Raw genomic sequence first — 23,867 nt, 5'->3', positions numbered from 1 at the left:
GCGGTCCTTATATTTTGATCATCCGAACAGCACGGACAAGCAATTGAGTAATTTTGTTAGCGGAGCTTTGCGCCCCGGTTAGAAACTCTTGAGTGCCATTAATGTTTGTGCCTAGCTGGGTAGAGGTCCAGTAGGTCTGACCGCTACCCGCAAGAAATGCTTGAGGGCCATATGTGCCAGTGGCAAGCGTATATAAAAAATCATCAGATGCAGTCTGCGCGGGGTTGGCTGTTGTATATACAGCCCCAACAGGATCGGAGCTTGCGTTATAGCCGGATGCGGTATCGTTAGGATTGGTTTTAGGTTTCAGATTCCGATAGCAAAGTTCGAGTTGATCTTTGGCCGGGAGGAACCAGTCGGCATATCCGTTTATAGCAAGGCCGGCGCAGAACTGGGCAGCAGGATGGGTCGCGCTATCTGAAAGCATCGCCGCTGTATTGCCTTGGCCGTCCCAGGCACTGGTCGCGTTCAGCGTCGGCCCGCCTGAAGGCTTTACCGCGAGCGTTGTTTCGCCTTGCGCCTTCGGTGAAACGATCAGGGCATAGCTCTGGCCACTGATCTTGATACGACCAGCATAGTAGCCACCAGCATAAGGAACGCCGGGCTTGGTCGGGACTTTTTGCTGCGATCCCAGAAGCGCCGCAGCCAATCTCATGTCGAAGCCCCCACTCGACCATACCAGTTAGCGGGTGAGCCAACAGTCGAAAAAATATACTCAACGATTTGACCAACAGTCGGCGTCTGAGGGCTGATGCCTTGCGGAGTCAACCAAGTTATATTCGACGGCCATGTAATCAGGCGAGCGGTAGAATCTTGCCGAATTCTGACCACCACCGTGATGGTTTCACCAGCAAGACTAGGGACGTTCGCAAAACTGAAAGTTGTCGCAGCGGCCAGCAAGAAGTCGAATATCGAGTAAACGCTGACGTCCAGTGTTTGCGCAGCCGCCGCGGTGCCGGTAAAGCTTCTGTCGAGATAGTTAGCAATGCTGAGGATGTTTGACCATTCATCGCTAACACCATCGGCAGACGCAACCAGTGGTTTACGAGCGTTTGCCGCGCCCGGAACCGGGCGTGGGAGTTCGCGCCAGCCAGCCCAGGAGCCACCACTGTTGCGACGAACCCATACGCGTGTCGTTGTTTCAGAAAAGAAGAACTGATTGACCCGCGCATCAGTCTGAAACGCTCGACCGGACACAAGAAGCGTGCCCCATGATTCTCCCGGCGGCCTTGAACCGGTCGAAGTATTTGCAACCCCATACCAACCATTCGTCAAATTAATAAACTCGTCCATGTTTGCAATGGTTGGCAAAACCGCAGGCCCAGCAGTCATTCCTCGCGCAAATATGGAAAGGTTATCAACCAGCGACAGACCGAGGTCGGCCTTGTTCAGAGTTACAACGCCGGTCTTGCTGTTGACGCTGGTCACCGGGCCGCTAGAAATGCTGTCCGCCGCCTGTTTGGCGCGCACGGCAGATGCCTCGGAGTTAGTGGCGCTGGTGGCCGCCGCCGTCGCGCTGTTGGCCGCTGCGATCTTCGAGGTATTCGCAGCGGTCGCAGAGTCAGCAGCGCTCGTCGCGCTGGTCGCGGCATTCGTTTTCGAGGTGTTAGCGGCACTGGCCGAGTTCGCGGCATTGGTTTCGCTGGTCTTGGCATTGGTCGCGCTGGTTCCGGCGGCGTTCTTTGAGGTGTTGGCAGCATCCGCAGCGCTCTGCGCATCAGTGGCAACCTGGTTCACCTGCACAGAAAACGTGGGCAGCTTGGTGGCGAAGAAAGCATCGACGTCGTTTTTGAACGTTGCCGCGGTCCGGTCAAGGAGCGGGAGTGGAGTAACTGCCATCAGATGAGGCCCTCGATATCAAGCGAGCAGAGGTGGTAACTGGGGTAGGAAATGTCGATGTTGAAGCTGGTGAAGAATCCGTAGATCAGCAGCGGCTCATAGCCGGCCGCCTCCGTGCCGATGTAAACGCACGGCGTTGCCCGCAGGGCCGCCAGCGTTCGATAGATCCGGTTGAAGGTGCCCAGCGTGGTCAGCATCGTGAAACTGCCGCGCTTGCTGTAGGCGCGCTTGGTGATGACCGTGTTGCCGAACGGGTCTCGCTCCTTGCGGCTGTAGTCGTCGATGCCGACCCGGGCGCCGTATTGGGTTTCACCCAGGTCGCTGATCAGCCCCGGCTTGATCACGCCAACGGACGCGCCGCCGCTGGTTGAGGTAATCGTTACAGAGAGCTCAGCGCTCGCGTATTGGCCCGGTAGGTCGGTGATGACGATGTCGGTCCGCAGATCCAGATCGCTGAAGAACCAGTCGAAGATCGTCTCGATATCGGTGACTTCGAGGTCGATCCTCTTTTGGTACACAACGACACCGCCGGTGCCGTCCTTCATCACCACATCCACGTACCGGCCGCTCAGCTCAAACAACGCCAGGCTGTCGGTGAACCCGACGCTGAGCACATAACTGAGCGGAGACGGGCCAGTCGCGAGCGTGCCCACCACATCATCGAAAGGCGCCCACTTGTTTGTCGGGCCGACATCCATCCACACCGGCGGGCTGGTGGTGTCCAGCTCGGGGGCGACTGTCCCCGCCCCCGCCACCAGCCTTTCATAAACCCGATGCACGCTGGTCCGGATCACCCGCGCGCCGAGGGCGTAGGTGGTGCCCGATGCCCACGCCGGATAGTCGTTCTCCTGAACTGACGAACTCAGCATCATCATGTCCGTGATGACGTGCGGCTTAATCACCTTCATGCAAGTTCCTTGGTAAGCATGGCGTTCCCGCCGTCAGTCACGCGATCAACGATCCTCACAAGCTTGCTGCTGTTCACCGCGCCGGCCTGGGTGTTGGCTTTGATCATCTCCAGTTCTGCGCGAATAGAGCGCAGCTCTGCCACGACGCCAGCGTCTGAGCCGCCACCGTTGAGCATTGCTGCCGTCGTGCGAGCATCGAAGATCCGGCTCGGGCCCGTTACTTCAAGCTCCGGGCCGTTCTCACCAACCAGGCGCAGACCACCGCCGAAGTTGCCGCCGGCGGCGTAGCCTGGGATTTTCACGGTTTCGCCGTTCGCCTTGCCGCCCTTGGCGATCATGTCGACCAGGTTGGCGTAGGTGACCGTCCCGTTAGCCAGGCCCGCCGTCCAGGTCGCAAGCCCGTTCCCATCCAGATCCCGACCGAGAACCTGCTTGTAAACCGATCGGATCAACGCGACGTTGTTGTCGTACGTGTTGCCGGCAGCCGCTCCCGTTTCCTGCGCCTGGAGCGCAGCCACAACGGCGGCGTTCATTTGTTGGATGGCAACGGCCACCGACTGCACCGATGTGTCGACGCCGTTCAACGCATCCAACTGCGACTGAGCAAATGCCAGTTGCGAATCGAACTGCGCGACCTGCGCGTCATACGTCTTCTTCGCCTGATCGAGCTGATCTTGCAGCGCCTTTGCCGATTTCTCGGCGCTGGTCAGCTGCTTCCCGTTCAGCAGGCTGAGCTGCGCCACCACATTGGCCGTGCGGCCCTGATCGCGGTTGAAGTCCTCAAGCGATGAGTACAGGCCGGTGGTGTTGCTGGTGACCGCATTCAGCGCGTCGTCCAGGCCGCTGAAGTTCGCCAACGACCCGCCAGCTCGCGCCGTTGCCAGCGCACTTTGCAATGTCGCTTGCGCCTGGCGTCGAAGCATCTTCACTGTGTCGTCAGAAGTGCCGCGCAACGACTTCAACGCGCTATCGAGCGAGTTGCTGATCGATGTGAGATCCGAAACACGCGTGTTCGCGGTGCTGAGCATGTCGTTCAGCGATGCGACGCGAGCGTTGTAAGCATCCTCGGCCGCTTTCTGCTGGGCAGTGATTGCGCGCTGCAGTGCGGAAAAGCCATTAGTGACCGCGAGATTCAAAGCGTCCTTGATGGCTTGCGCGGCTGACTCTGCTGCCTCTTTGGCCGCCTGTGCCGCAGCGGCGGCAGCTTCGTTGGCCGCTGCGGTCTGTGCCTCAATGATGTCGAAGGCGGCATCAGCGTTGGTCGCCAGCCCGAGCAGCGAGGCAAACATCGCCTTGCCCTTCTCGGTCGTCTGGTCAATAGACGCCACCATTGCGGTGAAGCCGTCCCGGGTTGCAGGCATCGCCAAGCCCAGCGCGGCGAACTGCTGACCGACCAGCGACAACGTGTCGGCGGCTTTCTGGGTGTCAGAAGTGAACAGGCCGTAGTAGTTCGACCATGCATCTGCGGCCGCCTGTGCTGCCTCCTTGGCTGCATCCACTGCTGCCTGCGCCTGTTTGTCGATCTGCGTGTAGTAGGCGTCCGCGTTGGTTGCCAGACCCATCATCGTCGCGAACATCGCCTGTCCCGCGGTGGTCGTGACGTCAATGTCTTCAACCATCTTGCGATAGGCGGAACGCGTGTCCGGCAGCTTCAGGCCGAAGCCAGCGAACGCACCCTGCAGGCTTTTGGTCAGGTCGGCAAATTGCTCGTCGGCGCTGAAAAAAGCCTGGTAGTAGGTGCCCACGCTCTTATTGAGCGCGTCGACCTTTTCCTTCGCAGTTGCGGTGGTGGTGTCCAGATCTGCGAGCGCGCCGATCATGTTCAGGATCGCATCGGAGGCAATGAGGCCGGTGTTATCCAGCTTCAGGTTCGCGACGTTGATCAAGGACAGCGCGTCGTTCACCCCGTTGAAGCGGGTAAAGACTCCCTCGATTGCCTTGATGACCTGGTCAGCGGTGGTGTTCCAGTCATTGGCAAAGGCCGTGAACTGAGATTTGAAGTACTCCGGCAGCGACTTCGAGCTCACGATCGCCTTCGCAAGGAAAGTGCCCATGATGTCGTCATAGTCAGCGGTCAATGCCGAGGCGATGTCATTCGCCTTGAACTGCTGCTTCGCGCTGATGACCGAACCATCGTCCAACTGAACGCCGAAAGTGCTCGAATATTTCCCAGAGGTCTTGCGCTGCTGCAGGGTGCTGTAAGCCGAAACCTCCGCCCCATTGCCGAGCGCCTCATAAAGGTTGCCCAGCGTTGAGGCGAATTTGTTCAGTGTGGAAGACATGGCGTTATCGGCTGCAGGTCCATACTTCGGGGCCTTACGCTGCCAAGTGGTTGCTATGCCCTGATCCGTGTACACGCCGTTATCGTAATGACCCGTGGCCGACGTGCTCAGGTCGGGGTACTTCTCCCCGCTGCCGAACAGCGAACTGGAAGCAATCGAACCGATCACGGCGCCGATTGCTGCACCGAGCGCCGTGCCGATGACAGGGACCACTGAGCCGATAGCGGCGCCGGCCGCTGCGAATCCTGCTGTTGTGGCAGCGCCCTTTGCACCGTACGCCTGGTACGACTGAATGACGGCGTACACCGCACCGACGTAGCTCAGAGTTGCGCTTAACGCACTGAGGCTGGAGGAAGCAGCAGACGCCGAATAGGACGCGGCGGCGCCGCTGAAAGAACCTTGCGCCACCCCGGTGCCAAACTGTGCGCCATAACCAGCGTAGGAAGTGGCGAGGGTCGACGTCAGGCTTTCAGCGGTCGTGGAGGCAACGGCGCTGGCAGCGCCGAGCCCGCAGTGAAGCCGCTGGCGATCGCGTCCTTGACGTAGGAAGCACCATTACCAAACGCGCCTTGGATACCGCCGACAATCCCCTCGCCTGCATTCCAGCCAGCCATGATGGACTGCCCGAAATTGCTGCTAGCGACCGAAAACACGTTTTTCGCGGTGCCGAGCCACGACGTCAGCCCGCCTCCACTACCACCAGTCAAATCTCCAAACAGTCCGGAGGATTGAGCCTGCGCGCCGCCAACACCCAGCGCGCTGGCGAACTGAACCAAAATCGGCTTGGTGATCGCCATGTGAAGCATTTCCGCGAGGAACTGCCTGAAGCTGTCCTTGAGGGTGTCCATGAAGTTTCCGGACTTGCTCAGAACGGACTTCCACATGTCCGCAAAGGCGTCGTCGATTCGATCAATCGCACCCTCAGTGAACTGGCCCCAGCTTGTTGCGGCGTTCTTGTTCTGCTGGTACTCGACGCCCAGCCGTTGAAGCGCATCGCGATAGGCATCAGCTTTTTCAGGGTAGAGCTCGATCGCCTTATTCAGCGCTTCCTGCTCTTGGGTGTAATCGCGTAAAAGCTTCGTCTGTGGATAAAGCCGGTCGACGATGCTGTTCGCCGCGCCTGCCTGTTCCAGCGCCTTGTTATGGTCCAGCTGCGCCCGTGTTGCCTGCAGAAGTTGGTCGTACTCTTTGGAACCGTACTCGATGCTTTTGCCAATCAGCGCCAGTTGCATCGCCTTTTGGACATTAAAAGCCTCAAGTGCGTCCGTGCCCTCCAACGTGGCAGTGGCTTGAGCCAGAGTCTGCGTTGCTTCCACGCGCAGATCAGCGATGTTCTTCGCCACGTCACGGCGATCTTCCGCCGCCATCTGAGCGTTTATGGCTGCCGTGACTTTTCCGCGCGCTGCGGCGCCAGTTTTGAGCAGTTCCTCTTCAACCTTTTGTTGAAGGGTGATCGCGCGGATGTTGTCGACCCCAGCAAGATAAGCGTCTGCGAGATCGTTGGCGGCCTTGGCCGATATGGCTGATTTTGAGGTAAGTTCTTCAAGGGCTTTTTGCTGGTTCTTCAGCTCTGTGGCTGCTTCACGGGCAGCCGCGTTGCCGAGTTTGGTCTCGTCCTTCGCAGCTTTTGTCGCGGCTTTGTTGACCTCGATGGCGTTCGCAGTCGAAAGAATTGCAACACGATCAGCCTCAGACAGAGTCTTGTGATCCGCGATATATCGGTTGGCCTCCTTGATTGCATCGCCACCATCCTGCAGGCCCGCCAGCTGTTTCTGGATCGTGTCCAGATACTTCTCGCCCTCCGTGGTAAAGCCAGCTTTCGCCTGATTATTCGCGTGGGTCGCGTTCGTGTTCAGATTAAGGGCGGTGGTCAACTCATCAAGACGCGCTTTCACCTGCGCGGCTACTGCAGCGTTGTCGCTGAATGAACCTGCCAGCGTCTCCCACTGACGCAGCTGCTCCGGGGAAATCTGCCCGTTAGCTGCGGCCTCGCGCAGAATGGGGCCGAGTGCCTGACCAGATGCTCGCGCGGCGTCCATCTTTGCTAGAAGGCTTTCAAACGAGCGCACTTGTTCGGCAATCTTCGCCGGGTCAACCATATCCGGATTAGGGGGCTCTACTATCGCCGCCTGAACCGCGGCAGTAAGGCTCTTGTAAGCATTTTCAACAGCAAGCGTTGCCCCGAGCTGCTTGTCTTTCCAGGTATTGATCTGGGCGCGCTGCTGGTCCTCGTTCAGCTTATTGAACTCGGTCCGAACCTGATCCACCGATTTTCCGAGATCGCCCAAATCGCCCATGAGCGTTTTGGACTTATCGCTGAAATCAATGAACGACAATGCTACGGCGCCAGCCATGAATGCCAGGCCGACTGGTCCGCCCAACAAACCGAGCAGCCCCGCAGCGCCTGTTCTCAAACCGCCCCACGCCCGAGCGGCGAATGTAGCGGAAGCGGCGCTCTCACTTGCGGCGATAGTTGCTGTTTTGATCGCGAGCGTTGTTTCCGCCAAGGCGACTTTCGAAGCCGTTACCTGTGCGTTGGCCGCTTGGATTTGGGCTGAAGTCGCCACCGTCGTTGCCGCGAGCGAGCGCTCAGCCGCTTCCACCTGCTTGGTGATCGCAATCTGCGCGCCGCGAATCTCAACCATCCGTGCCAAGGCAGCATTACGACCGGTTTCAGAAATCTGCGCCTTGAGGCGCTGCTGCTCCAGCGCCAATTCTGCTGCCAAAGCGGCCTGCGCAGAGCGCACGCCAGCCAGATCCGACTCTTGGCGCAGGCGATCCGCTGCAACCTTGCTCTGGGCTGCTTGCAGCTCCTGACCAGCACGCGCTACGAGTGCACGGGCGTCCAGCTGCTTTGCCTCTGCGGCCAATAGATCCTGCTGCGCAGTCTTCGCAGCAGCGGAGAGCGCTTTCTGGTTGGCAAGCACAGATGCGCCAGACGCGGCGGACCACTGCACCAGGCCTGCGGCAACTTTGCCGAGGGCTGCATACAGAACTACGTTCAACACCGTCGACAAGGTCTCGGCGTGCTGCGAAATGACCGCGAACGCTTCAGGGACCTTGATCTGGTCAAGCGCCCGAGATGCCTGGTTTATCGCGCCAGCCAGCGAGACGCTGGTTCCGGACAGCTTGTCCGTTTCGCCGATGATTCGCGTGAAGGACGTTTGGATGCGGGTGAGCGCGGTTCCGATGGTGCTCTGCATCTGGTTGAAGAGACCGTCGACAGCGGCGGCTTGGGCTTGCAACGCTGCCACAACAGCGGCGGAGGTCAACTTCCCTTCTGTACCCAGATTTCGAAGCTCGCCTACGGTTTTCCCCATGCCCTTAGCGATCGCTTGGGCCAGTGCTGGGGCCTGCTCCAGAACCGAGTTGAGCTCTTCGCCGCGCAGCGTCCCGGAAGCGAAAGCCTGGCCGAGTTGCACAAGGGCAGCATCCGCCGACGCAGCGGAAGCACCACTGATAACGAGGGTTTTGGAGATCGTTTCGACAATCCCGGCAACGCCTTGGCCGCTCAGCTTGAGTTCTTTCTGATTGGTGGCGATGCGCTGATACAGTTCTGCAGTCGCGCCAAGCGGCTGCCCTGATTTTTGCGCGATACTGAAGACAGCGCTTTGTGCCTCGGTGAATTCCTTGCTGGAAGACGTCACCAACTTCAATCGGTTGGCGACAGTGGTATATGCCTCAGCCTGATCGATGATGGCGCTTACGCTTGCGCCGCCGATCGCGAGCGACAAGGCGCCCTTGAGAATACCTGCTGCTGACTGCGCGCTTTTGGCCGCGCGATCAAACGCGGTATCCACTTTGCTCAGCTGGGCATCGATCCGCCCGGTTGCCTTCGTGACCGAGGCGTCTGCTCGTTCCATCTCTTGACGGAGTTGTGCAGTCGTCGCCTCAAGCCGGATCAGCATCCCGCGAACTTCTTGACCTGCCATGCACTTTCTCCGGGCGAATAAAAACCGCCTCTTAAGGCGGTTCGATGTAATTGACTGGCATCAGGCCCGCGCGCCACGGATTTGCGCCTTGATTCGCTGGCGCTTTTCCTGCGGTGTCTCACCTGGAGGCGGACCGCCGGGTTTATCAGACTTGCCGAACGGGTTCGTGGCGCGCAGAAACTCCATGCGGGCCTCCCACGCCATCAAGATTTGCGGTACCGGCGTTTCCCAGGCGTCGCGCGGAGACCACTGAAGGCTGCCGGTAGCGAGACAGAAAACTTCGTCCACATAGCTGCCATTGCCCGGGCGGCTTACTTTTTTGCTTTACCCGAGCCCTCTTCCGCATCCTTCGCGAGCTCTTCTTCGCTCTTGGCGGCAGGGTTGAGCAGCGCCAGCAGGTACTGGATCAGCGGCGGCGTGACCTCGCCGATGCCGTGCTCGTAAATTTCTTCCTCCAGCGCTTCGAACTCTTTCGGCTTGAGCGTCAGGTTCGCGCCGGCCGCGATGATGGATGCCGCTACGTTCAGGCTCAGCTTCTGCACTTCCTGCAAAGCCGGGGACAGGCCGCCAAAACGACGTTCGATGTTCTTCACCGCTTTGAGGGTGAAAGCCAGGCTGTAGGTTTCGGAGCCGACAATTACTTCAGTTGCGCCGTGGTCAGTCTTGGACATGGATCAGTGTTCCTTGCAGAAAGAGGAAGATTCAAAACAGGCGCCGCGATGGCGGCGCCTGGGCATCGCGTCAACCGCTCGGTTTAGGCGCTGGCGGCCGCTTGCTCGTAGATCGCAGAGTTGATCGCCACCGACACCGAAGCCTTGCGGATCGATTCAGCGGTGCCGATCTGTTTGCGGAAGCTCAGCGCCTGGCCGAGATAGAAATCGGCCGTTCCGTCGCCGTAATCGATCTGGAAGGCGAAGTTGGCGTCGCTGGACACCGCCGCTTTCACTGCTTTCTGGCCGGCATCAGTCGGATCAGAACCCAAGGTGAACTGCTGGGTGCCAGCGTCGAAGGTGCCTTTCACTTTGCGCTTGCGGCGGTTAGCCAGCGCGGTGAAGTCAGCGGTGCTGGCCTCGTCGCCAAGCTCGCCAGCGTCTTCCACTTCGCCGATTTCGACGTAGGTCAGGGCCTTCAAGGCGGTCAGCGCAGCAGCGCGGCCGGCGGCGTCTTCGCCGTAGGTGACATTGACAGCCGGGCCGATCAGGACTCGAACGCCGGCAGAAGTTTTGATAGTCATGGTTGCCCTCCAGGGCGCGGGTGGTTTTTTGGCAATAAAAAACCCGCTCGATGGCGGGTGTTGGTGTTGCTCGGCGGTGTCAGTGCTGGGTGATGATCCGAAGCGTCACCGATCCCATGTAGGTCTTGCCGTCCGGTTCGCGGTTCGTTTCCGTGCGCAGCACACGGACCGAGACAGCCGTGCCCGTGCTCAGCGGCAGCGCAACTTCGTCCAGCGCTTCGGCAATCTCGCCGTTGATGCGTTTTACTTCGGCCTGCCCCTGATAGTCCGACCAGACCGACAGGTAGAACAGGCGGTTTTCGCGCTTCTTACCGCTGACCGGTGTCGTGTTATCGGTGACCTCATAATCCAAGGTCACATACGGATACGGCGTGCCGGTGGGCACGGCATCGAACACCGGTGCCGTCAGGCTGGCCGACAACTTCTCGAAGAGCGCCTTCTGCAGCGCGAGGCCTGGGTCACTCATTTGGCCTCCGCAGCCTTGCGCAACGTGGAATCGATCGCTCTGCTGATCAGCAAGATGATCTGCTCACGGTTGAGATCGTAGGACGGACGCAGCCACGGATGCGCTGGCCTGGCCGGGATCTGCGTTTCGCCCCGGGCGTAATCCTTGGTGCCGTACTCGAGGAACTTCGTGTAGAAGTACCGCGTGTTGTTTCTCTTGCCCCTGATACCGATTTCCGCATCCAGCCCGCTTTTCGAGACGAAAGACGTCAGCGTTTCCGCCGCATCACCGGTATCCCTAGGGATGAGGAACGTCTGAGTTTGCAGCACCAGGTCAGCCGCCTGAACCATGGCCGGGCGCAGGTCGCTCTCGATCTCGTTGCCGATCCGGCGCAGCAAGCCGCGAAGCTTGATATCACCCTGAACGCTTGAGCGCCGGCCCATGGTCAGGCCTTCGGTTTGGCGGGTTTGGCTGCTTTCGGAGCCGGCTCAGGATCGGCAACAGGCTCGGCGTCAGAGCGCTCAACCAGACCGCGTGACATCAGTTCTTCAGCCTCGGCCGCGTTTACGGTGAATTCGTCGCCCGCGGCTTTCCAGCCTTGAGCAGTGGACAGGCTTGCCAGTGCTTTCACTTTCATAAGGACCTCAGGGGTGTGGAACGTTTGAACACAACAGACGGAGCATGGAGCGATCGTTGTCAGGCAGCGCTGCCTCGATGAGGTAGGTAACGCCCGAATTGACCAGGCGAACCCCGGCCACCAAATCCGCCGCGGGCCTGACCTTTATCTCTGCGGTCACCAGTGCGGTGAGCTGCTGGGAAACAGGAGACGTCCGGCCTGTAGGTGCGGTGATTTCTGCCCAGATCTTCCGGGCTTCAATCCAGCCGTCGACCCCGCCGCCCATGCCGTCAGGCACGCGCTGCTTCGTCTGCACAGAGCACTCATGCCGAAGGTTTCCTGCTCTCATCAGACCCCCATATCAACGCGGTAGGGGCTCAGCAGCGAGCGGGAGCCTTGCGGCAGGTCTGAGACGCTGACGCCAACCACAACATCCTCCCGGTTGGCGTAAAGGTCGCCCAGAATGAGCAGGCACGCCGCCGTGATGGCTTTGGTGATAACGATCGGATCGTCGCCGGCCGTACCATCCAGCACGGCGGCGGCCATGGCTTCTGCATCCGCGTAGAACGAGCGATTCAGGTAGAGCGCGGCAGATTCCTCCGCCGCCTCCAGCTTCAAAAGCACGTCATCGCGATCGCCTTCCTCGGCGCGGCAATGCCGCATGGCGACGCCGATATCGATGACCGACATGTCACTCGCCCTTCGCAGGCTTTTCCGGCTTCTTGGACTTTTCAGTCTTCGCAGGAGCGGCCAACGCTGCGCTGGTCAAAACGCCAGCGCCAGCGGCATCTTCTTCGCTCAGAACAACAACGGAATCGTCGTCACCCGAGTCTGGCTCGGCGTAGCCTTTCTGGATCAGCTCGCGTCCGTGCTGCTCGATGGTTTCGAAGGACGTGCCCTCGACCAGCGTTTGTCCGCCCAGATACAGCGGTTTCAGCGTCTTCAGCTTCATGATTGCCTCCGGTGGGCCGCCTCTACGGCGGCCCGGCTTGAGTTAAGGAGTGACGGGGGCGTTGAACGCGCCGTAGATGAACGCCTCAGGGCGCTTGACCGCCAGCGCGACGCGCTCTTCGCAACGGACCGAGATCAGGTTTTTCTCGAAGTCGTCGGCGTTCTCGGTGGAGATCACCACGTTGGCATCTTCACGGTCGAACAGCTGAGCGCCGGTCTGGAAGGCGCCAGTCAAGAACTTGCCCTGGAAGCCAGCCGCTTCAGTAGCCACCACCGGAAGGCCCCACAGCACCGGACCTGCCAGACCCAGCGGGTTCGCCAGGATGTAGCGGCCAAGCGAATCTTTGGTCAGCTCGATTTTCGCCCAGTCGATGAAGTGAAGGACGTGACCGGAAGCTGGCAGACGGGCCAACTGTGCCTGCAGCATCGCCAGACGCAGGTCGTCAATCCCGGAGCGGGCCTCGACCTCAAATGCCGGGTCGAAGACAGACGCTTGAGGCACGATGCCGTGCAAATGAACGCCGGTGCCGTCGCCAAACAGAATTTCCTGCTCCTCCGCGTACTTCAAGCCGTAACGCATTTCCACATCGATGGTGGACTGCAACTGAGCGAAGTCGTCCATGATCTGCTTGGACGCTTTGAACATGTGCGCGATCGTGGATACTCCGGTCAGCTTGGAGGCAAAGTTGATGCTCGAGTACGGCTTCGCCATGCCCTCGGCCACCACCTTCGCGGCGTTGACGAAGCCAGTCTGCTGGACCCAGAAAATAGCCGGCGACGTGGTGCGACCAGGCGCAATCAGGTCGCGGATGAACAGGCGCTGCTTCGCCGGCGTATCGATGCCAGGAAGGCGCTGCGGCTCTACGACGCCCTGAGCGACGTCAGTCGACAGCAGCGCAGCACTGACCGGAATGTTGACACGCTTACCGCCTTCAAGGCTCGCAGCGAAGGCCTTCAGCGCCTCGCTTTTGATGACGGTTTGGCCGAGGCTGTCGCGGTTCTGGGGCGCGCTGGCCGACGGCAGGCGTGCAAATTCCTGCTCAACTTCGCCCAGCTTGGCCTTGAGCTGCTTCTCGGCCTCGGTCAGGGAGTTGAACTTCAGCGCCAGCTCGTCGACGGCGGCCTTGGTTTCAGCAGACAGGTTGCCTGCTTTCTTCGCTTCGGACAGTGCCGATTCGGCCTTGATACTGAACTCACTGGTGGCTTTCGCCAGTTCAGCGGAGACACTCTTGAGCAATTCGTTTGTATCGGACATGGGTCAAACTCCGGGTACGGTAGAGGCTGCCGACTTGAAAGAGGCCAAGGCCTTTTCGAAATCAGCGATTACGGAGGCCGAAACGGCCGGGGATTCGGTAGCGCTCGGCGTACCAGGGCCGGCAGCGCTGGGCGTACCGGTTTTAAGCTCTTGAATCATTGCGCGGCGCTCGGAACGGGGCATGCCCTGCTTCGCGAGAATCACATCGAGGCGGCGCGCGGCGATCTGCTGCGGGGTGGAGGCCTTGGTGCCTTCCTTCAGCTCGGCACTGTCGAGCAGCGAGTCAGCGAAGCCCTGATCGACAGCGTCGCCGCCACTGATCCAGCTCTCGGCATCCATCAGCGTCTGCATCGCTGCGACATCCTCACCGGTGCGCGCTGCGTAGATGTTCGCCATGGCTTTGTCGAACGGCTCCAGCGTGTCTGCCATCTCGCGCAAACCAATTCGGTTGCCGGCCACGCCGACCCAGCAGTTGTGGATCATGAGGAAAGCGCCGAGGCCCATGCGGATTTCGTCGCCGGCCATGGCGATGACCGATGCGGCCGAGGCTGCGATGCCGAGAATCTTCACGGTCACCTTGCCTTTGTATTCGCGCAGGATGTTGTAGATCGCCAGGCCTTCGAACATGTCGCCGCCAGGCGAATTGATGTTCACCGTGACGTCAGCGCCTGCCAGGTTGCGCAGCACCGCACTGACCCTCTTCGCGGTAACGCCATCGCCCGTCCAGTAGTCGTAACCGATCGGATCAAACATCGAGATGGTGTTCTCGTCGTCAGCCGCAGCGCGGATGTCCGGGTTCCAGCGCTCGAGCGCCATCGGCAGCAGATCCGAGGAAGCGCTCGCGCGCGGTCGCTCCGCCGGCGCTGCAGGCAGGGTTCTGATCGTCATGGTTACTCCGCTGGTTCGGTGATGCTGAGGCGTGAAATCGAGATAAGGGCGTGAGCCATGGTCGGGGCGTCTGGATCCCCGCCATCAAGCGCTGAGCAGATGTCCTGGAGCAATTCGCGGGTTGCCTCGCGGTTCCCGTCCTTGTGCGCGTGGAGCGCCTTGGACATGAAGCGGTTGAACTTGGCCGAGATATCCTCGCCCTGCTCCAGGCTTTCCAGAGCGACCATCGCCGACTGAACGGTGTAGATGTCGCCACCAGGAATCGGCGGCAGGTTTTCCAAACGGCGGACCTCGTTGCGGGACATCCAGCCATTCATCAGCGCGGTGTTGTACCAGGCGCCACGGCCAGCACTGTCGGCACGCAGCAGGCCTTCAACTGCAAACTCGGCGAAGAACTCTTCGGCATCCGCCTCGCCAATCAGGCAGCGGGTGATTTCCTGCTCGATGTTGACCAGCAGCGGCCGCAGGCTGTTGGTGAGGAAGTGCAGGTTCTGCGCCTCGACACTGGCCGCCCAGCTCGACTGCTTGTCCATGTGCCCGACCATGAACGGCGGCACGCGGAACCAGCGGCAAATCTCCTCTACGTTGAATGCCCGGGTTTCTAGCATCTGCGCTGCTTCCGGATTCATCGTGACGCTTTGGTACTTCAGGCCCGCTTCCAGCACCATCGTCTTGCCGGCGTTCTTCGAGCTGCTGAACGCTGCCAGGCTTTTCTTCAACTGCTCACGTTGCTTCGGTGTCAGCGTGCCGGAGCCCTGGGCAGCGCCGCCTTCGACTGTCAGGAAGCCCGAGGCTTGCAGGCCGTTGGCAAACACCTTGGCGGCCGCCTCTTCCGATGACAGCGCGGTGCCGATGACGTCGCGGCCCGTGGTCACCGGAAGCATCCCGCACACACCGTCCAGGCCAAAGCCGCGGATGTGCATCAGGTTCTTTTCCGGAATGTCCCGCTCGGTGCCGTTTTCGTTGTAGGTGTACTTCAAGCGGCCATTTTCCAGGCGCTTTACCGTCATGCACTGCGGCAACAGCGGGTCGAGGGCGACGATCCGGGTGCCGATGAACTTCTTCTCGACGAAAGCGTTACCGCGCAGGCAGATGCTGGCCACGATCTGCAGCATGAAACGCTGCGGCGTCATCTCGGCATTCGGGGAGCGGCACAGCACCCGGAAAAGAGGATGATCCCGGGCGGATTCACGCGACCCGTCCGGCATCCGCCGGTAGAGCTTCAAGGGCAGCGTCGAAACGGACTCCGACAGCAGACGAACGCACGCCCAGACGGTGGACAGCCGCACCGCACCGTCGACGGTGACGTGTTTGCCGCTATTGGAAGTGCCGAACCACTCCTGCCAAAAGGCCTCACTGGTGAGCCCAACAGGAACACCCAGCCAGCTCTGTAGCGCGGAGCGAATGAGCCCCGGTTTGTTTTTGCTCGCCATTAGAGCCCTGCCATTATTGGGTCATCAAAGAAATCGTCGACGTTGCCCCGCGCGACGGGGTTGAGCGACAACAGGGCTACGGCGTTGAAGAACGCCATCAACGGGTCGATCTTCGCCGTCCCCGACGCTTGTTTCGTGATCAGGATCGAGTTTCCGGCCGGAACGACTTTCGCGTTACCGCAGCACCAGGACATCATCGGCTGGCCGCCGTGGACCATTCCGCCCTCCGCCAGCTTGCGTTCGGCAGTCTTGATTGAGCCGCCCAGCTTCCAACCCTGCGAAATGCCAATCACCTTGTCCTGTGGAATCTCGGCCTCGATCAGGCCGTCCAGGATGCCGCCGACGCCGGCCGGGTCGACGCCGATCATGTCGAGCTTCCCGGACGCGTGGATTTCGGCTACCAGCTCTGCCACCTCGGCAACGTCCTTGCCGATGTACTCCACCAGCGTCAGGTTGCCGTCTTTGGCAAAGTCATGGAGGCGCGGGGCCTCGCTCTTGCGGCGTTCCAGCACCGAGGGATGGGCCCAGGCATGAGTCCACAGAAGCCAATTGCGTGATTCGGTCTCACGGCCCAGCACTGCGAACCCCAGCAGGTCGTCAAGACCGCCGCCGTCGATCCCGACGTCGATCACTTCGCAGCGGGCGATGAGCTGGGCGAGCGTCAGGTTTTTTGCCTTGGCCTGGGCCTGCCAGAACTCGGCGCCCGCCCACCGGTTGGCCCGCAGGTTCATACCGATTTCGACGTTCAGGTGCTTGGCGAGGAACTTGCGCTGCGCGCCTGGCTCTTTCTTCGCCTCCTTGACCATCTGGTCTTCCAGCCATTCCCGGCTGACCGACCGACCCATGTTCGGGTTGGTGATGTAGAAGTTTTCAGGCTTCAGGTATTCCTCAGACTCCACCATCGCCTTCGGAAATTCGTACAGCACGCCCAGCGACTTCTTGTCCTGAATCTTGCCGTCCCGAACGTCGCGGTAGTAATCGAGCTTTTCCTTGAAAACCCCGGCCGGCGGCTCGTCGCTCTGAGTCGAAAGGAAGATCACGAAACCTTCGTCCCGCGAGATCTGGCCGCCGGTGGCTTCCATCAGCATTGCGTCAGCGTTCGGGCGCTTGCCGAAAACCCAGAGCTCGTCGACCAGGATCTTGCCGGACTTCTTACCGGACACAGTGTCCGAGTCAGCGGCGACCACCTTCAACGCCGCCTTGGTGGTGAGGTGCGTGATGGTCCGAATGTGATCCTGGACGTGGAGCATCTTTTCCAGTCGGGGATTGGCCCGAACCATCGCCGCAGCAGGCTTGTAACTGTTCTGCGCGACCTCAATGGTCGGCGCGAGAATCAACAGCTCTTCGTTGTCGCGCCAGTTGCGCACCAGGGCGGTGACCATGATCCCGGCGGCTATCGTTGATTTGGCGTTCTTCTTGCTGATCAGCAGGAAGTACTCGCGGATCTTCTGGTTGCCGGTCTCGGCGTCGTAAGCGCCGAAGATCGCCGCCACGAAATCAAATACCCACTGCTCGCAGCACTCGCCGAAGGTCGGCTGGCCTGGCACATCGACAACCTTGAGCGACTTGAACAGCTCAAGCGCGGCATCAGCCTCAGAACGGAACAGCGGCGGAAACGGAATCAGCGATTGGCGAGAGAGAATCCGTCGCTCCCAGTCTGGGCACGCGGTAGACCACTCCACTTACTTCACCGATCTGAGTGGTGGTTTGCTCGTCCCGTACATGCCGGCCGCCGCCTCTTCCGCCGCGGTCTGCCTGTCTTCTTTCTTGCCAGACTCGCCTTTGCGCTGGTGCATGAACGGCATGAGCGCCTTCGCGGCGTCGACTCTGAGTTTTGCCTCGGCTTCCGGGTCGTTCATCGCGGCAATCAGGAAGGCCTTGGGATCGGTAAAGGTCAGGGCGCGGGCCAGGTCGAATGTCGGGCCCGAGTCCTCCTCGTCCGCGTCAGGCTCGACCGGTTTTGACGCCTTGGCCTTCGGCTGAGCTTTAACATTTTTGTTAACGGCCCCATTCGCCAGCTCGGCCAAAACGTGAGGGTCTCTTGCAAGCCGTGATCCGGCGGCCGATGCGCTGGAAGCGCTGTAGCCCGCGGCTATCGCTGCTTCTTTGTTGGACGCACCTCCCCTCAAAGCGTCGGCGAATGCGCGCTTTTTGGGTGTTAAAGCCATTAACAAAAAACCTCAAAACAGGAAAAAAACTCTGAATGCGGGACCGGGTGGTCTAGAGCGCCAAGGCTCCGAACTTTCGAGGCACCCCTGCGCTTGTTGCACGTCAGTGGCGTGCCAGAATCGATCAGCTCGGGGCGTTGGCGTGCTACAGGCTGCTGGCCTCCTCGCGCTGCTTCACGGACGAGTGACAGGTGGTGCACAGCGGCTGCCAGTTGGATCGGTCCCAGAACAGCTTCATGTCGCCACGGTGCGGCTCGATGTGGTCAACCAGCGCTGTCGCTGTCACTCGCCCCGCTGCATCACACATCACACACAGCGGGTTATCGATGATGAAGGCCTTGCTCGCCTTCTGCCATGCGTACGTGTAGCCGCGCTGGCCGGATGTGGCCTTGTCGGTGCGCCACGAACCAGGCTGCATGATCGGCAGCTTGTTGCCCTGCGTGCTCACCCGGTTCCCTAATGATTTGAGCCGTGACATCACTCACCTTCCAGCCGAACCATCTGCCCATCTACCGCGAACTCTACTCGTAGCACAGCAAACGATTCCGGCTCCTGGATAAGCTCAACCCGAAGTTGCCCGCCGAGCACCTCACCACTGAATGCGTCATGCACGCAGACATGCACGCCGTTCTTCTTGATGACCAACGGGCGTGACGACAGCAGATAGCTGAGTCGGGATTGATCAGAGCGTTTCATCGGTAGCTACTCAACAGTGCAGGCCGGCCACTTGCATCGCGCGAATGCCAAGGCACCAGCGTGGTCGTGGTCTTCCGGCATGATCATGGGGAATGGTGGGTAGCCCGGTACTGTGACGTACCAGGACTTCTTCACTTGCTTTGGCTGCGCACGATCTGCGCATCGACCTGGTCAGCGCACGTGTCGAGCAGCTTGATGGCCTGATCCTTCAGTTCCCACACGTCGCCGTTGTCACGTAGATCGGTATCGTCTGCATTGACCCGCTCGCAGGGGATCAGCTCAGGGGCTTCCAGTCTTATTGCCGTGGTTTTTGTTACCACTTGCGGCTTTGCCGCGCAGGCCGTCAGGCAAAGGCTGAGCAGCCCAATCACGAACCGGTTTGCTGTTGCGCTTGAGATCATCGAAATCCTTCTTGGCCTTTTTGGCCTTGTCTTCGCTGGCCTTGATGCGTTTGTTCAAGTCGGCGGTGTAGTCGGCGTTGCGCTGCGCTTCTGCGCGCAGCGTGGTGATCGTCGCCTGGCTGGCGTTGTTCGCATCCACCGCTTCCTGCTTGGCTTTAGCCTCGACGGTCACAGCGCCTTGGAGCGTGACGACGCGGATCTGCTGGATAGCGATCAGCAGGCTCATCACGATGACGATGACGATGGCCGCCGCAATGGCTCGCAATGTCGAGCCAACCTTGGCTACTGCGACAGCTGGTTCGAGGCTCATAGTGAGTCCGCCTTGCGGCCGAGGAATCGGATGATCAGTTCGCGAATCGCGGTGACACCGATGAAACCAATGGTGCCGCCGGCGGCGACGGACAGGCTCGACGGCCAGGCCATCCATTCGATGACGCTGCTGGCAGAAAGGCTGAGCGCGCCGCAGATCAGCGCCTCAAGCACGACCCGCCACTTGTTGGCCTCTTTTCCTTCGTACAGCACGCGCAGCAGTGAAATGGTTGCGGCCATGATCGCTCCTTGCCAGAGCGGATTCGACAGGACGAGCCAGACCTGCGCCCAGAAGTCAGGTGATTTTTCAGGCATGTTCGTCGCGGTCCGACATCCACCCTTTCGGGATCGGAAATGAATCAGCCCCGCAGCACTCCCAGCTTGGAGCGATGGGTGTGGCGGGGCTGAAAACGAAAAAGCCCCGCACGATGGCGAGGCTCAGTTAGCAGTAGAAAGCAAAAAGCCCATCGCGGGGATGGGCTTTGCTCGCGGAAAAACCGCAAAGTAGTGCGAAATCTATACATTAGGACCGGGGCTGTCAACGCCTATTGCGGCGGCAAGCTCTTACGGTCTGGAACAGCTGCAGTTGCTGCGGGAGCGGCTGGGGATGAAGGGGCAGGAGCAGGAGCACCGGTATCGGCGGCAGGGGCTGGCGACAGCTGCCCGATATCCGATAGCCGCAACGCCTGGGGCACCGACTTCAACTCGATAATTTTGAAGCTCGGCCCGACTTTTGAGCCATCTAGCTCACCGGTCAATACTAGGTCTCCATAGAATCCAAGTATCACATCTTTACCCGTTACCCAATATAACTTCTGGGTGGCCGCTTTTTTCACCCCCACTGCGGACCACATGCCAACCAATCCGAAAATAACAACGCAGCTTATTAGTCCTTTAACCATGAAAAGAGTATGCCGATCGGTCAACGAAAGCGGCGTGGCTGGCTTACCTACATTCTCATTCCCTATTTCTAATAACGGACGATTGATCGCCACAGTGCCGAAAGCTGCCAGCATCGTCGCAACGCCCCAGACCCACTGCCATGTTCGATCCAGAGACACATACCAAAGCACTAGTAAAATATAGGTTACAACTCCCCCTGCCATTGCATACTTATAGGAGCCAGGCAGCCGAGCGAACCCTATAAGCAATCCAGCAAGCAGCAGAGTAACCAACAGCGCGGGATAAATCGCATCCACCATCGGACGGACGCCAAATGAGGATATTTGTAGAAAATCCGTAGGCGCACCAAAAAAACTAAGTCTCGCCGATTCAAAAAGGGCAAAAAATAGATAGGCCAACGGGCCGAATAGCGCCGCTATCGAAACCAAAAATGTGATTAGGTTCTTTCCGGTCGGCATTAATTATCCCGTTAGCAACAAAACTATCTGAGTTCGATCAAGCAGCCTGCCTCCTGAATTCTAGCGCGCCGTCGATCCATGCGATACCGGCTTTCCAGAGCTGCCGGGTCTTCTCCTCACCAAAACCCATCTTTTTTCCGATGACCATCAGCGAGGTATCACGACAGGTGTAGTACTTGATGATCACGTTGCCCGCCTCTTCATAACGATTGCGCAGCCTGCCCACCAACCGGTCTATCAGCAGGGCTTGGTCATCGCTGATCATCGGAGTGGCGATATCATTTTCTCGGGAAGCGCAACAGGAGACGCCGGAGCCCAGCACAACCCAACGGCCCCAATGCTCAAGAAGGTCTTCTACAGTTCGTTCATGCTTGGTCATCGCTCAGTCCCCAGTGAAATTTGATGCGCCGGCGCCGCGGCGGTTGTTCTGTTCGTATTGTTCGTGCGCGCCGCCCTGGCTGTGTCGGGCCCGATTCAGCTCGGCGGCCATGTGACGCAGCTTCATGTTCAGTTGCGGCACCAGGTCTTCCAGCGGCAGTGCATCGCCGGTCGACTGATCGACCCAGCCCGAGGCGTTGCAGGCAGCGCAATCGATGTCGAAGAAAATGCCATTTGTGCTGCCGGCGCCGCGGCAGGTGGCGCACTCCATGAGCGGCTTCAATTCCTTGCGGAAGGCAGGGCCATGGCTCTTTTTCATGCTTTTGAAACCTCGCCATTCACAATGTTGGAAACAGGCTCGCAGCCCTCGCCGCTAGTGGCTTGCGCTGGGTTTTGCGAATCTTCATATTGGGTGTCTGTCAGGTTGTGAATCGCGCTCAGGCCGCGCTCATCTAACCAGTTGTGCCACCTCTCTAACGCCGCCAGACGCTGCGCCCAGGCCTGCGTGTTGATGTAGGTGGACGCGATCTTGCCCAGCGAGTGGTTGAGCAGCATCTCGCCGATGTGCCCGTCGATGCCGAGGTCGGTCCACGCTGTTCGGGCGACCTTGCGCAGGTCATGACTGGTCCACTCACCTTGGCCGATGCGGGTGAACACCGCGCTCGCCTGCCCTTCGCTCAGCACACGGCCGCGGCGTGACGGGAACAGGTAGATGCCCTCGTAACCGCGAGCCAGCTGAATGGCCCTGTACCGGGCTAGCAGCGCCTTAGCCTGAGCGGTCAACGGCACGCGGTGTTCGGTCCGGGTCTTGGTGTTCGCGGCTGGGATGAACCACTCGCCGTCCGGGATGGAAATGTCTGACCAGCGCGCCATTCTGGTTTCACCGACTCGGGTGCCGTGGCACAGCATCATCAGCGCCAACATGGACTCGCCGGGCTGGCTCTCGAACAGGCCGGCCAGCATGGGCACCACCTCCGCCAGGTGCCCGCCGCGCAACCGAGCTGCCTTTGGCATGATGCGAGCTTTCGTAAAGTCAACGAACTTCATTTCGGCCATTGGGTTTTTATCGATCAGGCCCAGCTTGGAGGCCTGCAGGAACGCGACCACCAGCAGTACGAACAATTGGTGCACGTACGACAGCGACAGCTCTTGCTGGCATGGCCACATCAGCTCACGGTCCAACACTGCGGCGGTCAGGTCACGCAGGGGCACGTGCTCCAGCCTGGGCTTGAGGTGACACTTGATGGCCGACTTCGCCCCGGCCTTGCGCTTCGCCGAAAGCGAGCGGTCCAGGCTCATGCGCTCACCGTACCAGTCGATCAGTTGTCCGCACGTGGCGAGCTGCCCCACCGCTACGGCGGCTTCTGGATCGTGAAGCAGGCGCTGACGGAGCGCAGGCAACTCCGCGACGATGGCCGCCGCACTCAGTTCGGGCCAGCGCGCGAGGTGCTTCCACGCCTTGCCTTTGACCAGATACCAGGAGCCGCGCTGCCGATCTTTGCCGAAGCGCAGGTACAGGCCCGGGTGACGCGGGTCACGAAGGTCGTGCACAGCGACGTCGGCCGACTGCCGGCGGATCTCTGCATCGCTGAGCTTCACGGCGCGGGTCTTGCTCATGCGGATGTCTCGATGTAGTCCGTAATCCGCACGCGCACCGCGCCGCCCTTGATCGTCTCTTCACTGATCTGCAGCTGGGTGACGAACCTGCTGTCGTCAATGCCCAGAGCCTGCGCCACGCCGTCACGCCCGGACTTGAACGCGGCGATGCAATTGTCATCGTCCCGGCGGCGACGATCAGGCGGGACGAACTCGAGGGACAGCAGCGCGCGGCCGGTGGGAACAGGCAGGGCCGCTTTCAGACACAGCAGGAAGCAGGCAGCGCGGTAGGCCTTGGCGGCCTTGCTTTTCGTGGCCCAGTGCGTGCGAGCATTTGGGCTCAGCACCTTCGGCGGCCACGGCAGGATCAGCGTCTTGGTCATGGCCGGCCACCGTCCTTGCCGCCACATATAGGGCAAGGTTCAAAGCTCTCGCTGATCCGGTTATAGACGATGCGCTCGCCATGACACTGGCCGCAGGCACTAAGCCTAGAAAGTAGACGATGCCGAGCAACCGTCTCGCGCAGCTCGTTGAGCTCGGGAAGCATGCTCTTCAGCTGATGATTGCTGCCGAACAGAAACCCCACTGAGAAGAGCATCATCGCCGGGCCGCAAATCACGACCATCAAAAGGACGTCATTCATTTCAGAGCTCCTGCGAATGAATACCCGCCACGCCCGTCATGGAGCACCTTGGCAGTGTTCAGCAGCCTCTTGAGTTGAGACCAGGTCACGCGGCCACCTTCCCTTCGCTGACCAGAATGTCGATGGTCCGCACCATGCCCTGCATGTGCATATGGCTGAGCTGCTCGCGGGTGAATTCAGTTTTGCTGCGCGCGTCGACCGCAACGTGGCAAGCAGAGCACGCCCATGCACCCTGCAGGTCGTGGGGTTTAAACCCCATGCCGCAGCGAGTGCCGGCCATTCGCAGGTGGGCCAGCACCGTGGTTTCCGGGTTGCCGTTGCACACGCCCGGCACACGGATCTGGCAGTCGCGGCCGTGCGCGGCCTTGGTGAACTTCGTCTGCTTGGTCATCACATCCACGCCCCGAACTGAGATTCAACTGGAGGCACAGACCCGTCGTAGCCGGCCACCATGAAAGCGATGAAGCACCTGGCGACATTGGCGAGCGCCTTGATCGTTCTCATTGTGAGATCTCCATCAGGTCGACGACTT

At 60.1% G+C, this 23,867-nt stretch carries 31 protein-coding genes; all 31 read right to left on the bottom strand.

Features of this window, described 5'->3' with window-relative positions:
* Positions 1-7: 7 nt before the first annotated feature.
* The 31 genes from ACYASU_RS00155 to ACYASU_RS00005 all read right to left on the bottom strand — a co-directional run bounded on the left by ACYASU_RS00155 (position 8) and on the right by ACYASU_RS00005 (position 23,726).
* A complete protein-coding gene (locus ACYASU_RS00155; RefSeq protein ID WP_463581521.1) occupies positions 8-655 on the bottom strand; it encodes an Lcl C-terminal domain-containing protein in 648 nt (215 codons plus the stop codon).
* Positions 652-1,839 (bottom strand): pyocin knob domain-containing protein, encoded by a 1,188-nt coding sequence (locus ACYASU_RS00150; protein ID WP_463581520.1) that lies wholly within the window; start codon positions 1,837-1,839, stop codon positions 652-654. The genes ACYASU_RS00155 and ACYASU_RS00150 overlap by 4 nt, the downstream gene beginning before the upstream one ends.
* Positions 1,839-2,747 carry a hypothetical protein gene (locus ACYASU_RS00145; RefSeq protein WP_463581519.1) on the bottom strand — a complete coding sequence of 303 codons (909 nt, stop codon included), beginning with the start codon at positions 2,745-2,747 and terminating at the stop codon, positions 1,839-1,841. Before ACYASU_RS00145 ends, ACYASU_RS00150 begins: the two co-directional genes overlap by 1 nt.
* Entirely contained in the window at positions 2,744-5,437 is a 2,694-nt protein-coding gene (locus ACYASU_RS00140; RefSeq protein WP_463581518.1) for a hypothetical protein, read from the bottom strand. The genes ACYASU_RS00145 and ACYASU_RS00140 overlap by 4 nt, the downstream gene beginning before the upstream one ends.
* 53 nt (positions 5,438-5,490) lie before the next feature.
* A complete protein-coding gene (locus tag ACYASU_RS00135; RefSeq protein WP_463581517.1) occupies positions 5,491-8,961 on the bottom strand; it encodes a tape measure protein in 3,471 nt (1,156 codons plus the stop codon).
* A gap of 60 nt (positions 8,962-9,021) precedes the next feature.
* Positions 9,022-9,147, bottom strand: a complete 126-nt coding sequence (locus ACYASU_RS00130) for a hypothetical protein (protein ID WP_463581516.1) — start codon at positions 9,145-9,147, stop codon at positions 9,022-9,024.
* Positions 9,148-9,272: 125 nt separating this feature from the next.
* Positions 9,273-9,632, bottom strand: a complete 360-nt coding sequence (locus ACYASU_RS00125; RefSeq protein WP_463581515.1) for a hypothetical protein — start codon at positions 9,630-9,632, stop codon at positions 9,273-9,275.
* Between the two features lie 83 nt (positions 9,633-9,715).
* Complete coding sequence (locus tag ACYASU_RS00120; RefSeq protein ID WP_463581514.1) at positions 9,716-10,195, bottom strand: phage tail tube protein; 480 nt, start codon at positions 10,193-10,195, stop codon at positions 9,716-9,718.
* Positions 10,196-10,274: 79 nt separating this feature from the next.
* Positions 10,275-10,661, bottom strand: coding sequence for a DUF3168 domain-containing protein (locus tag ACYASU_RS00115; protein WP_192133021.1), 387 nt, complete (start codon positions 10,659-10,661; stop codon positions 10,275-10,277).
* Complete coding sequence (locus ACYASU_RS00110) at positions 10,658-11,083, bottom strand: HK97 gp10 family phage protein (protein ID WP_463581513.1); 426 nt, start codon at positions 11,081-11,083, stop codon at positions 10,658-10,660. Before ACYASU_RS00110 ends, ACYASU_RS00115 begins: the two co-directional genes overlap by 4 nt.
* 2 nt (positions 11,084-11,085) lie before the next feature.
* Positions 11,086-11,277, bottom strand: a complete 192-nt coding sequence (locus ACYASU_RS00105; RefSeq protein WP_463581512.1) for a hypothetical protein — start codon at positions 11,275-11,277, stop codon at positions 11,086-11,088.
* A gap of 7 nt (positions 11,278-11,284) precedes the next feature.
* On the bottom strand, positions 11,285-11,605 hold the full coding sequence (locus tag ACYASU_RS00100; RefSeq protein ID WP_463581511.1) for a head-tail adaptor protein: 321 nt from the start codon (positions 11,603-11,605) through the stop codon (positions 11,285-11,287).
* A complete protein-coding gene (locus ACYASU_RS00095) occupies positions 11,605-11,946 on the bottom strand; it encodes a head-tail connector protein (protein ID WP_463581510.1) in 342 nt (113 codons plus the stop codon). The genes ACYASU_RS00100 and ACYASU_RS00095 overlap by 1 nt, the downstream gene beginning before the upstream one ends.
* A 1-nt stretch (position 11,947) precedes the next feature.
* A complete protein-coding gene (locus ACYASU_RS00090) occupies positions 11,948-12,208 on the bottom strand; it encodes a DUF7210 family protein (protein ID WP_463581509.1) in 261 nt (86 codons plus the stop codon).
* A 42-nt stretch (positions 12,209-12,250) separates the two neighbouring features.
* On the bottom strand, positions 12,251-13,462 hold the full coding sequence (locus ACYASU_RS00085; RefSeq protein WP_463581508.1) for a phage major capsid protein: 1,212 nt from the start codon (positions 13,460-13,462) through the stop codon (positions 12,251-12,253).
* A 3-nt stretch (positions 13,463-13,465) separates the two neighbouring features.
* Positions 13,466-14,350 (bottom strand): head maturation protease, ClpP-related, encoded by an 885-nt coding sequence (locus ACYASU_RS00080; protein WP_463581507.1) that lies wholly within the window; start codon positions 14,348-14,350, stop codon positions 13,466-13,468.
* Positions 14,351-14,352: 2 nt separating this feature from the next.
* A complete protein-coding gene (locus ACYASU_RS00075; RefSeq protein WP_463581506.1) occupies positions 14,353-15,783 on the bottom strand; it encodes a phage portal protein in 1,431 nt (476 codons plus the stop codon).
* A complete protein-coding gene (locus ACYASU_RS00070; RefSeq protein ID WP_463581505.1) occupies positions 15,783-17,465 on the bottom strand; it encodes a terminase large subunit in 1,683 nt (560 codons plus the stop codon). Before ACYASU_RS00070 ends, ACYASU_RS00075 begins: the two co-directional genes overlap by 1 nt.
* A complete protein-coding gene (locus tag ACYASU_RS00065) occupies positions 17,466-17,951 on the bottom strand; it encodes a terminase small subunit (protein ID WP_463581504.1) in 486 nt (161 codons plus the stop codon).
* Between the two features lie 145 nt (positions 17,952-18,096).
* The gene (locus tag ACYASU_RS00060) at positions 18,097-18,429 is read right to left on the bottom strand and encodes an HNH endonuclease (protein WP_463581503.1); all 333 of its coding nucleotides are present in this window, start codon (positions 18,427-18,429) and stop codon (positions 18,097-18,099) included.
* The gene (locus ACYASU_RS00055) at positions 18,429-18,647 is read right to left on the bottom strand and encodes a hypothetical protein (RefSeq protein WP_463581502.1); all 219 of its coding nucleotides are present in this window, start codon (positions 18,645-18,647) and stop codon (positions 18,429-18,431) included. The genes ACYASU_RS00060 and ACYASU_RS00055 overlap by 1 nt, the downstream gene beginning before the upstream one ends.
* Positions 18,648-18,778: 131 nt before the next feature.
* Positions 18,779-18,967 (bottom strand): hypothetical protein, encoded by a 189-nt coding sequence (locus ACYASU_RS00050; protein WP_074891356.1) that lies wholly within the window; start codon positions 18,965-18,967, stop codon positions 18,779-18,781.
* On the bottom strand, positions 18,927-19,313 hold the full coding sequence (locus ACYASU_RS00045) for a hypothetical protein (protein WP_463581814.1): 387 nt from the start codon (positions 19,311-19,313) through the stop codon (positions 18,927-18,929). The genes ACYASU_RS00050 and ACYASU_RS00045 overlap by 41 nt, the downstream gene beginning before the upstream one ends.
* Before the next feature lie 41 nt (positions 19,314-19,354).
* Complete coding sequence (locus tag ACYASU_RS00040) at positions 19,355-19,672, bottom strand: phage holin, lambda family (RefSeq protein ID WP_074893635.1); 318 nt, start codon at positions 19,670-19,672, stop codon at positions 19,355-19,357.
* A gap of 230 nt (positions 19,673-19,902) precedes the next feature.
* On the bottom strand, positions 19,903-20,718 hold the full coding sequence (locus ACYASU_RS00035; protein WP_463581501.1) for a hypothetical protein: 816 nt from the start codon (positions 20,716-20,718) through the stop codon (positions 19,903-19,905).
* Positions 20,719-20,755: 37 nt separating this feature from the next.
* Positions 20,756-21,097, bottom strand: a complete 342-nt coding sequence (locus ACYASU_RS00030; protein WP_463581500.1) for an antiterminator Q family protein — start codon at positions 21,095-21,097, stop codon at positions 20,756-20,758.
* 3 nt (positions 21,098-21,100) lie between these two features.
* Positions 21,101-21,415, bottom strand: a complete 315-nt coding sequence (locus tag ACYASU_RS00025) for a hypothetical protein (protein ID WP_463581499.1) — start codon at positions 21,413-21,415, stop codon at positions 21,101-21,103.
* A complete protein-coding gene (locus ACYASU_RS00020) occupies positions 21,412-22,713 on the bottom strand; it encodes a tyrosine-type recombinase/integrase (protein ID WP_463581498.1) in 1,302 nt (433 codons plus the stop codon). The genes ACYASU_RS00025 and ACYASU_RS00020 overlap by 4 nt, the downstream gene beginning before the upstream one ends.
* Positions 22,710-23,075, bottom strand: a complete 366-nt coding sequence (locus tag ACYASU_RS00015; RefSeq protein ID WP_463581497.1) for an endodeoxyribonuclease RusA — start codon at positions 23,073-23,075, stop codon at positions 22,710-22,712. Before ACYASU_RS00015 ends, ACYASU_RS00020 begins: the two co-directional genes overlap by 4 nt.
* Entirely contained in the window at positions 23,072-23,335 is a 264-nt protein-coding gene (locus ACYASU_RS00010) for a hypothetical protein (protein WP_463581496.1), read from the bottom strand. The genes ACYASU_RS00015 and ACYASU_RS00010 overlap by 4 nt, the downstream gene beginning before the upstream one ends.
* Positions 23,336-23,420: 85 nt before the next feature.
* Complete coding sequence (locus ACYASU_RS00005) at positions 23,421-23,726, bottom strand: DUF1364 domain-containing protein (protein WP_463581495.1); 306 nt, start codon at positions 23,724-23,726, stop codon at positions 23,421-23,423.
* Between the last annotated feature and the right edge of the window lie 141 nt (positions 23,727-23,867).

This window comes from Pseudomonas sp. HP_12, from assembly GCF_055283955.1.
Note: the sequence above shows the minus strand (reverse complement) of the source record. Positions and strands in the feature narration are given on the sequence as shown.

Coding starts and splice junctions, on each gene's coding strand:
- ACYASU_RS00155 (WP_463581521.1), bottom strand. CDS start 655: ATGAGATTGGCTGCGGCGCTTCTGGGATCGCAGCAAAAAGTCCCGACC.
- ACYASU_RS00150 (WP_463581520.1), bottom strand. CDS start 1,839: ATGGCAGTTACTCCACTCCCGCTCCTTGACCGGACCGCGGCAACGTTC.
- ACYASU_RS00145 (WP_463581519.1), bottom strand. CDS start 2,747: ATGAAGGTGATTAAGCCGCACGTCATCACGGACATGATGATGCTGAGT.
- ACYASU_RS00135 (WP_463581517.1), bottom strand. CDS start 8,961: ATGGCAGGTCAAGAAGTTCGCGGGATGCTGATCCGGCTTGAGGCGACG.
- ACYASU_RS00130 (WP_463581516.1), bottom strand. CDS start 9,147: ATGGAGTTTCTGCGCGCCACGAACCCGTTCGGCAAGTCTGATAAACCC.
- ACYASU_RS00125 (WP_463581515.1), bottom strand. CDS start 9,632: ATGTCCAAGACTGACCACGGCGCAACTGAAGTAATTGTCGGCTCCGAA.
- ACYASU_RS00120 (WP_463581514.1), bottom strand. CDS start 10,195: ATGACTATCAAAACTTCTGCCGGCGTTCGAGTCCTGATCGGCCCGGCT.
- ACYASU_RS00115 (WP_192133021.1), bottom strand. CDS start 10,661: ATGAGTGACCCAGGCCTCGCGCTGCAGAAGGCGCTCTTCGAGAAGTTG.
- ACYASU_RS00110 (WP_463581513.1), bottom strand. CDS start 11,083: ATGGGCCGGCGCTCAAGCGTTCAGGGTGATATCAAGCTTCGCGGCTTG.
- ACYASU_RS00105 (WP_463581512.1), bottom strand. CDS start 11,277: ATGAAAGTGAAAGCACTGGCAAGCCTGTCCACTGCTCAAGGCTGGAAA.
- ACYASU_RS00100 (WP_463581511.1), bottom strand. CDS start 11,605: ATGAGAGCAGGAAACCTTCGGCATGAGTGCTCTGTGCAGACGAAGCAG.
- ACYASU_RS00095 (WP_463581510.1), bottom strand. CDS start 11,946: ATGTCGGTCATCGATATCGGCGTCGCCATGCGGCATTGCCGCGCCGAG.
- ACYASU_RS00090 (WP_463581509.1), bottom strand. CDS start 12,208: ATGAAGCTGAAGACGCTGAAACCGCTGTATCTGGGCGGACAAACGCTG.
- ACYASU_RS00085 (WP_463581508.1), bottom strand. CDS start 13,462: ATGTCCGATACAAACGAATTGCTCAAGAGTGTCTCCGCTGAACTGGCG.
- ACYASU_RS00080 (WP_463581507.1), bottom strand. CDS start 14,350: ATGACGATCAGAACCCTGCCTGCAGCGCCGGCGGAGCGACCGCGCGCG.
- ACYASU_RS00075 (WP_463581506.1), bottom strand. CDS start 15,783: ATGGCGAGCAAAAACAAACCGGGGCTCATTCGCTCCGCGCTACAGAGC.
- ACYASU_RS00065 (WP_463581504.1), bottom strand. CDS start 17,951: ATGGCTTTAACACCCAAAAAGCGCGCATTCGCCGACGCTTTGAGGGGA.
- ACYASU_RS00060 (WP_463581503.1), bottom strand. CDS start 18,429: ATGTCACGGCTCAAATCATTAGGGAACCGGGTGAGCACGCAGGGCAAC.
- ACYASU_RS00055 (WP_463581502.1), bottom strand. CDS start 18,647: ATGAAACGCTCTGATCAATCCCGACTCAGCTATCTGCTGTCGTCACGC.
- ACYASU_RS00040 (WP_074893635.1), bottom strand. CDS start 19,672: ATGCCTGAAAAATCACCTGACTTCTGGGCGCAGGTCTGGCTCGTCCTG.
- ACYASU_RS00035 (WP_463581501.1), bottom strand. CDS start 20,718: ATGCCGACCGGAAAGAACCTAATCACATTTTTGGTTTCGATAGCGGCG.
- ACYASU_RS00030 (WP_463581500.1), bottom strand. CDS start 21,097: ATGACCAAGCATGAACGAACTGTAGAAGACCTTCTTGAGCATTGGGGC.
- ACYASU_RS00025 (WP_463581499.1), bottom strand. CDS start 21,415: ATGAAAAAGAGCCATGGCCCTGCCTTCCGCAAGGAATTGAAGCCGCTC.
- ACYASU_RS00020 (WP_463581498.1), bottom strand. CDS start 22,713: ATGAGCAAGACCCGCGCCGTGAAGCTCAGCGATGCAGAGATCCGCCGG.
- ACYASU_RS00015 (WP_463581497.1), bottom strand. CDS start 23,075: ATGACCAAGACGCTGATCCTGCCGTGGCCGCCGAAGGTGCTGAGCCCA.
- ACYASU_RS00010 (WP_463581496.1), bottom strand. CDS start 23,335: ATGAATGACGTCCTTTTGATGGTCGTGATTTGCGGCCCGGCGATGATG.
- ACYASU_RS00005 (WP_463581495.1), bottom strand. CDS start 23,726: ATGACCAAGCAGACGAAGTTCACCAAGGCCGCGCACGGCCGCGACTGC.